This window comes from Stappia sp. (assembly GCF_048261845.1).
Classification (GTDB): domain Bacteria; phylum Pseudomonadota; class Alphaproteobacteria; order Rhizobiales; family Stappiaceae; genus Stappia.
Map to the genome: position 1 here is coordinate 1 of NZ_JBLXFR010000114.1, position 6,648 is coordinate 6,648.

General features: G+C 67.2%; 7 protein-coding genes. All 7 read left to right on the top strand.

Annotated elements, in window-relative coordinates:
- On the top strand, positions 1-234 hold a 234-nt coding region (gene rpsM, locus ACN0T5_RS21290), incomplete at its 5' end, for a 30S ribosomal protein S13 (protein WP_417770608.1).
- A gap of 70 nt (positions 235-304) precedes the next feature.
- Positions 305-694: a 30S ribosomal protein S11 gene (gene rpsK, locus ACN0T5_RS21295; protein WP_306031016.1), complete on the top strand. Its 390-nt coding sequence runs from the start codon at positions 305-307 to the stop codon at positions 692-694.
- Positions 695-720: 26 nt separating this feature from the next.
- The gene (locus ACN0T5_RS21300) at positions 721-1,797 is read left to right on the top strand and encodes a DNA-directed RNA polymerase subunit alpha (protein ID WP_417770609.1); all 1,077 of its coding nucleotides are present in this window, start codon (positions 721-723) and stop codon (positions 1,795-1,797) included.
- A 72-nt stretch (positions 1,798-1,869) separates the two neighbouring features.
- A complete protein-coding gene (gene rplQ / locus ACN0T5_RS21305) occupies positions 1,870-2,295 on the top strand; it encodes a 50S ribosomal protein L17 (RefSeq protein WP_417770610.1) in 426 nt (141 codons plus the stop codon).
- A 155-nt stretch (positions 2,296-2,450) separates the two neighbouring features.
- Positions 2,451-3,902, top strand: coding sequence for a DegQ family serine endoprotease (locus tag ACN0T5_RS21310; protein WP_417770611.1), 1,452 nt, complete (start codon positions 2,451-2,453; stop codon positions 3,900-3,902).
- A 40-nt stretch (positions 3,903-3,942) separates the two neighbouring features.
- Complete coding sequence (locus ACN0T5_RS21315) at positions 3,943-5,250, top strand: replication-associated recombination protein A (RefSeq protein ID WP_417770612.1); 1,308 nt, start codon at positions 3,943-3,945, stop codon at positions 5,248-5,250.
- Between the two features lie 124 nt (positions 5,251-5,374).
- Positions 5,375-6,648: patatin-like protein (locus ACN0T5_RS21320; protein ID WP_417770613.1), on the top strand; the 1,274-nt coding region annotated here is incomplete at its 3' end.

Consider the following 6,648-nt stretch of genomic DNA (forward strand, 5'->3'; position numbering starts at 1 on the left):
AACGAGCTTTCCGACGCCGAGGTCCTGGCGATGCGCGAGGCGATCGGCCGCGACTACATCGTCGAGGGTGACCTGCGCCGCGAGACCGCGATGAACATCAAGCGTCTGATGGACCTTGGCTGCTACCGCGGCCTGCGCCATCGTCGCGGACTTCCGGTGCGCGGCCAGCGCACCCACACGAACGCCCGCACCCGCAAGGGTCCGGCGAAGCCGATTGCCGGCAAGAAGAAGTAATTCACTGGCAACTCGGCCCGGTGGAGCCGCCGCACTACGGCGGTGACGAGATCGACCAAAGGACAGACAAATGGCAAAAGACACCACGCGCGTCCGCCGCCGCGAGCGAAAGAACATTTCCTCCGGCGTGGCGCATGTGAACTCCACGTTCAACAACACCATGATCACCATCACCGACGCGCAGGGCAACACGATCTCGTGGTCGTCCGCCGGCGCGATGGGCTTCAAGGGTTCGCGCAAGTCGACCCCTTACGCCGCGCAGGTTGCGGCCGAGGACGCTGCCAAGAAGGCGGCCGACCACGGCATGCGCACCCTCGAGGTCGAGGTTCGCGGTCCGGGTTCGGGTCGTGAGTCGGCGCTTCGTGCGCTGCAGGCTGCCGGCTTCATGGTGACCTCGATCCGCGATGTGACGCCGATCCCGCACAACGGTTGCCGTCCGCGCAAGCGCCGCCGCGTCTGACGCCCAGTCGCACACCTGTCGTTCTCATGGCACAGCATGGCCGGCCCCTGGTGGCCGGCGGGACAGCCGGAGGAAGAGATTTGAGCATTAACAAAAACTGGCAGGAACTGATCAAGCCGAACAAGCTTGAGGTGAAGCCGGGTCACGACGCGCGCGTTCTGGGTTCGGTTGTCGCCGAGCCGCTGGAGCGCGGCTTCGGCCTGACCCTTGGCAACGCCCTGCGCCGCATCCTTCTGTCGTCGCTCCAGGGCGCGGCCGTGACGGCGGTGCAGATCGACGGCGTGCTGCACGAGTTCTCGTCCATCCCGGGTGTGCGGGAGGATGTCACCGACATCGTCCTCAACATCAAGGAAATCGCCCTGCGCATGCAGGGTGAGGGCCCCAAGCGCATGGTCGTGCGCAAGCAGGGGCCGGGCGTGGTGACGGCCGGCGACATCCAGACGGTTGGCGACATCGAGGTCCTGAACCCCGATCTCGTGCTTTGCACCCTCGACGAGGGCGCGGAGATCCGCATGGAGTTCACGGTCAACACCGGCAAGGGCTATGTCGCGGCTGAGCGCAACCGTCCGGAAGATGCGCCGATCGGCCTGATCCCGGTGGACAGCCTCTACTCGCCTGTCAAGAAGGTCTCCTACAAGGTCGAGAACACCCGTGAGGGCCAGGTTCTCGACTATGACAAGCTGACCCTGACCGTCGAGACCGACGGTTCGGTCACGCCTGAGGATTCGGTCGCGTTCGCCGCCCGCATCCTGCAGGACCAGCTTTCGATCTTCGTCAATTTCGAGGAGCCGCGCCGCGAAGTGAAGGAGGACACCGTCCCCGAGCTCGCGTTCAACCCGGCGCTTCTGAAGAAGGTCGACGAGCTGGAGCTGTCGGTGCGTTCGGCCAACTGCCTGAAGAACGACAATATCGTGTATATTGGCGATCTCATCCAGAAGACCGAGGCGGAGATGCTGCGCACGCCGAATTTCGGCCGCAAGTCGCTCAACGAGATCAAGGAAGTTCTCGCCCAGATGGGTCTGCATCTCGGCATGGAAGTGGCCAACTGGCCGCCGGAGAACATCGACGAGCTCGCCAAGCGCTACGAAGATCATCAGTACTGATCGCGCGAAAGCGCGGTCTTCCAACGGGCAAGAGGCGGCATACACCCGCCGTCACAGAAAAAGGAGAGAGCCATGCGCCACGGCAATCGCGGCCGCAAGCTCAACCGGACATCCAGCCATCGCAAGGCGATGTTTGCCAACATGTCCGCGTCGCTGATTGAGCATGAGCAGATCGTGACGACGCTTCCCAAGGCCAAGGAACTGCGGCCGATCGTGGAGAAGCTCGTTTCGCTGGGCAAGCGCGGTGACCTGCACGCACGCCGTCAGGCGATCGCGCAGATCCGCGACGTCGTCCTCGTTCGCAAGCTGTTCGACACGCTGGCCGAGCGCTACAAGGGCCGCAACGGCGGCTACACCCGCGTCCTCAAGGCCGGGTTCCGCTATGGCGACAACGCGCCGCTCGCCGTGATCGAGTTCGTCGATCGCGACGTCAATGCCAAGGGCGCCGCCGACCGCGCGCGCAACGAGGCTGCGGAAGGCGCTGAAGCTGCGGCGTAACGCCTGCTTCACGATCGCTTTCACGATTTCAGGAAAGGCGGCCCTCGGGTCGCCTTTTTTGTTAGGTTTGGCTCGATGGATATCGGCTGGCACGTGAGTCGGGCGGGCGGGGGCCTGCCGGGCCGGTTGCCGGCATTCGGGTGAGGGATCCTGGGATGACCGCAAACGCTTTCGCGGGCCGCACGCTTCTGGCGCTGGCCGCGCTCGCCTTTCTCGCAATCGCCTCCGGGCCTGCCGCCGCGCAGGAGCGCGCCGCGCCGCGCGATGCGGCCGAGCTGCAATTGTCCTTCGCGCCGATCGTGCGCGAGGCGGCGCCGGCGGTGGTCAATGTCTATGCAAGCCGTACGGTGCAGAGCCGGCCGACCTCGCCGTTCTTCGACGATCCCTTCTTCCGCCGCTTCTTCGGCGGTCCGGGGGGCGGTCCGGGGGGCGGTCCCGGACAGGGCCGGACGCGCGAGCGGGTCGAATCCTCGCTCGGTTCCGGCGTGATCGTTTCCTCCGACGGGATCATCGTCACCAACAACCACGTCATCGCCGGGGCGGACGCGGTGCGGGTGGCGCTGTCCGACCGGCGCGAGTTCGACGCCGAGATCGTGCTCAAGGACGAGCGTACCGATCTCGCCATTCTCAAGGTCCGCGACGCCAGCGAGACGTTCCCGCATATCGATTTCGCCGATTCCGACACGCTTCAGGTCGGCGACATCGTGCTGGCCATCGGCAATCCGTTCGGCGTCGGGCAGACGGTGACGCAGGGCATCGTGTCGGCGCTGGCGCGCACCCGGGTCGGCGTCACCGACTACCAGTTCTTCATCCAGACGGACGCGGCCATCAATCCGGGCAATTCGGGCGGCGCCCTGGTCGACATGAAGGGGCGGCTGGTGGGCATCAACACGGCGATCTTCTCGCGCTCCGGTGGGTCGAACGGCATCGGCTTCGCCATTCCCTCCAACATGGTCCGGTTCGTGGTGCAGGCCGCGGAAGGTGGCGGCACCGTGCGCCGGCCGTGGCTCGGGGCCAGCATGCAGAGCGTCAGTGCCGAGATCGCGGAGGCGCTCGGTCTCGACAGGCCGAGCGGTGTCCTGGTGACGGAGGTGGGCGAGGGCAGCCCGGCCGAACGTGCCGGGCTCAAGGTCGGCGACCTGATCACCCGGGTCGGGGATGCCGAAGTCACGGACCCGGACAGTTTCGGCTACCGCTTCGCAACCCGGCCGATCGGGTCGACGACAACGCTGACGGTCCTGCGCCCGCGCGGCGAGACGACGCTGGCCGTGATGCTCGAGCCGGCACCGGAGACAGTGCCGCGCGACGAGCGCGTCATCGAGGGGTATTCGCCCTTTTCCGGCGCGACCGTGATGAACCTGTCGCCGGCGGTCGCGGAGGAGCTGCGTCTCGACGGTTTCGAGGACGGGGTGGTGGTCGCCGCGCTGGCGCCCGGCTCCACGGCGGCACGGGTCGGTCTGCAGGCCGGCGACATCATCCAGAGCATCAATGGCCGGTCGGTCGACAGCACCCGCTCGCTGGAGCGGATGGCAAAGTCGGACCCGGGCGTCTGGCGGCTGGAGATCCGCCGGGGCGGGCGGGTGCTCCGGATCGCGCTTCGGGGCTGACCATGATCCTGCGGACACGGGTCGGCGCGGGCCGGGTGACATGAGCGATCTTTTCCAGTCGGCCGGGCTTGGCTCGGACGCGCGGCGGCCGCTTGCCGACCGGCTGCGCCCGGCCCGCCTTGGCGATGTCGTCGGGCAGGACCATCTCCTTGGCCCCGACGGCGTGCTCACCCGGATGCTGGAGACGGCGACGCTCGGCTCGCTCGTCTTCTGGGGGCCGCCTGGCACGGGAAAGACGACCGTGGCGCGCCTGCTCGCCGACGCGACGGATCTGCGCTTTGAACAGATCTCGGCGATCTTCTCAGGAGTGGCGGAGCTGAAGAAGGTGTTCGAGGCGGCGCGCGCGGCGCGCCTCGTCGGACGCAACACGCTGCTTTTCGTCGACGAGATCCATCGCTTCAACCGTGCCCAGCAGGACAGTTTCCTCCCGGTGATGGAAGACGGCACGGTGACGCTGGTCGGGGCGACGACCGAGAACCCGAGCTTCGAGCTGAACGCAGCGCTTCTGTCACGCTCGCATGTGCTCACCTTCCGCACCCTCGATGCAGCCGCCCTGGAGCGGCTTCTGGCACGGGCGGAGACGGAGGAGGGCAAGGCGCTGCCGCTTGACGAGGGCGCCAGGGCAGCGCTCCTGCGCATGGCCGACGGAGACGGGCGGGCCGCCCTGACGCTTGCCGAGGATGTCTGGCGGGCGGCGCGCAGCGAGGAGATCTTCGACGCGGAGCGGTTGCAGGCGCTCGTCCAGCGGCGTGCGCCGGTCTATGACAAGTCGAGCGATGGCCACTACAACCTGATTTCGGCCCTGCACAAGTCGGTGCGCGGCTCCGATCCCGATGCGGCGCTCTACTGGTTCTGCCGCATGCTCGACGGCGGCGAGGATCCGATGTTCCTGGCGCGCCGCCTCATCCGCATGGCGGTGGAGGATATCGGGCTTGCCGACCCGCAGGCGCTTGTCCAGGCGAATGCGGCGCGCGACGCCTATCAGATGCTCGGCACGCCGGAGGGCGAACTGGCACTGGCCCAGGCGGTCGTCTATCTGGCCACCGCGCCGAAGTCGAACGGCGTCTACACCGCCTACAAGGCGGCGCTGCGCGCGGCGAAGGCCAACGGGTCGCTGTTGCCGCCCAAGCACATTCTCAACGCGCCGACGAAACTGATGAAGTCGGAAGGCTATGGCGACGGCTATGCCTATGACCACGACGCGCCGGACGCCTTTTCCGGCCAGGACTATTTCCCCGAGAGCATGGGCCGTACCCGCTTCTACGACCCGCCCGAGCGTGGCTTCGAGCGCGAGATCCGCAAGAGGCTCGACTACTGGGAGCGGCTGCGCAAGGAGCGCGGCGGCTGAGCCGGCGGTTTCCCGCAGGCAATGACGGCTCGTTACCGCGGCGAGATCAGGCGTGATCGCAACGCCCATTGCGGAACAGCACGAATAAGCGGAGCATGGCGAACGGGGGATTACCGGATCGACCATGAAACAGATCGAGTTGCGCCTTGCGCTGGTTCTCTACGGCGGCGTTTCGCTTGCCGTCTACATGCACGGCATCACGCGCGAATTCCTCAACCTTGTCCGCGCCTCGCGGCAACTCGAGGCCCGTGAGGGCAGGGGACGGGGCACCAGTTCGAAACCGGCCGGCAGCAATGCCGGGGGCAGTGCAGGGGGGAGCACGGCGGCCTATGAGCGCTTCCTGCAACTCTTCGCGCCTGCGCTCGACCTGCGTGTCGTTGTCGACGTGATCTCCGGCGCCTCGGCCGGAGGCGTCAACGGCGTCATGCTGGCGCGCGCGCTTGCCCACAACCTGTCGCTCGATCGCCACCGCAACCTCTGGCTGGAAAATGCCGATGTCACCCGGCTTGCCAACGAGCCGGTGGGCCTGACCCGCTATCTCAAGGGCTCGATCGCGCCGGTGCTCGACCGGCTCGTGGGCATGACCCTCAAGTCCGAGCTCACCGATCCGGAAACCCGGATGAAGCTGCGCCAGTTCATGCAGGCGCGCTGGTTCACGCCCCCGTTTTCCGGCGAGCGCTATGTCGGCTGGATGCTCGACGCCGCCCATGCCATGCGCGAGGACGCCGTGCCCGGCGCCGCGCAGACCTTGATCCCGCAGGGACAGTCGCTCGATCTCTTCGTCACGATGACGGACTTCCACGGCGCGCGGCGGCGTTTCGCAATCGACGATCCCGTCGAGGTGGAGGAGACGGAGCACCGGCTGATCCTGCGCTATTCGGCTTCCTGCCGGGGCAATGGCGACCTTGTCTCCGACTTTGCCGACACGCGCATTCCCGATCTTGTCTTCTCGGCCCGGGCGACCTCGGCCTTCCCCGGCGCGTTTCCGCCGATGACGGTGGCGGAGATGGACCGGGTGCTGGCGCAGCGCGGCGAGGAATGGCCGCTCAGGGGCATCTTCCTGCACAGGGCCTTCGGCCAGCTTGGCGGGGACGCGGCCTCGCGGGTGCTGGTCGATGGCAGCGTGGTGATGAACAAGCCGTTCCAGCCCCTGATCGAGGCGATTGCGGGCCGGCCGGCGGCGCGCGAGGTGGTGCGCAAGATCGTCTATGTGGACCCGATGCCGGACGACCCGGCCGAGTCCGCGCCGCCTGAGGCGAAGAAGGCGGGCGAGGCCGCCGCGCTTCCCGGCTTCTTCCGGGTGATTCTTGCCTCGCTCGCCCATATCCCGCGCAACGAGCCGATCGGCGATGCGCTCGAACAGGTGGAGGAGTACAATCGCGACGTCCGCCAGGTGGC

What these genes read in the sequence shown, in the direction of transcription:
- ACN0T5_RS21300 (WP_417770609.1), top strand. Translation starts at nt 721, where the DNA reads ATGGCACAGCATGGCCGGCCCCTGGTGGCCGGCGGGACAGCCGGAGGA.
- rpsK (WP_306031016.1), top strand. Translation starts at nt 305, where the DNA reads ATGGCAAAAGACACCACGCGCGTCCGCCGCCGCGAGCGAAAGAACATT.
- ACN0T5_RS21310 (WP_417770611.1), top strand. Translation starts at nt 2,451, where the DNA reads ATGACCGCAAACGCTTTCGCGGGCCGCACGCTTCTGGCGCTGGCCGCG.
- rplQ (WP_417770610.1), top strand. Translation starts at nt 1,870, where the DNA reads ATGCGCCACGGCAATCGCGGCCGCAAGCTCAACCGGACATCCAGCCAT.
- ACN0T5_RS21315 (WP_417770612.1), top strand. Translation starts at nt 3,943, where the DNA reads ATGAGCGATCTTTTCCAGTCGGCCGGGCTTGGCTCGGACGCGCGGCGG.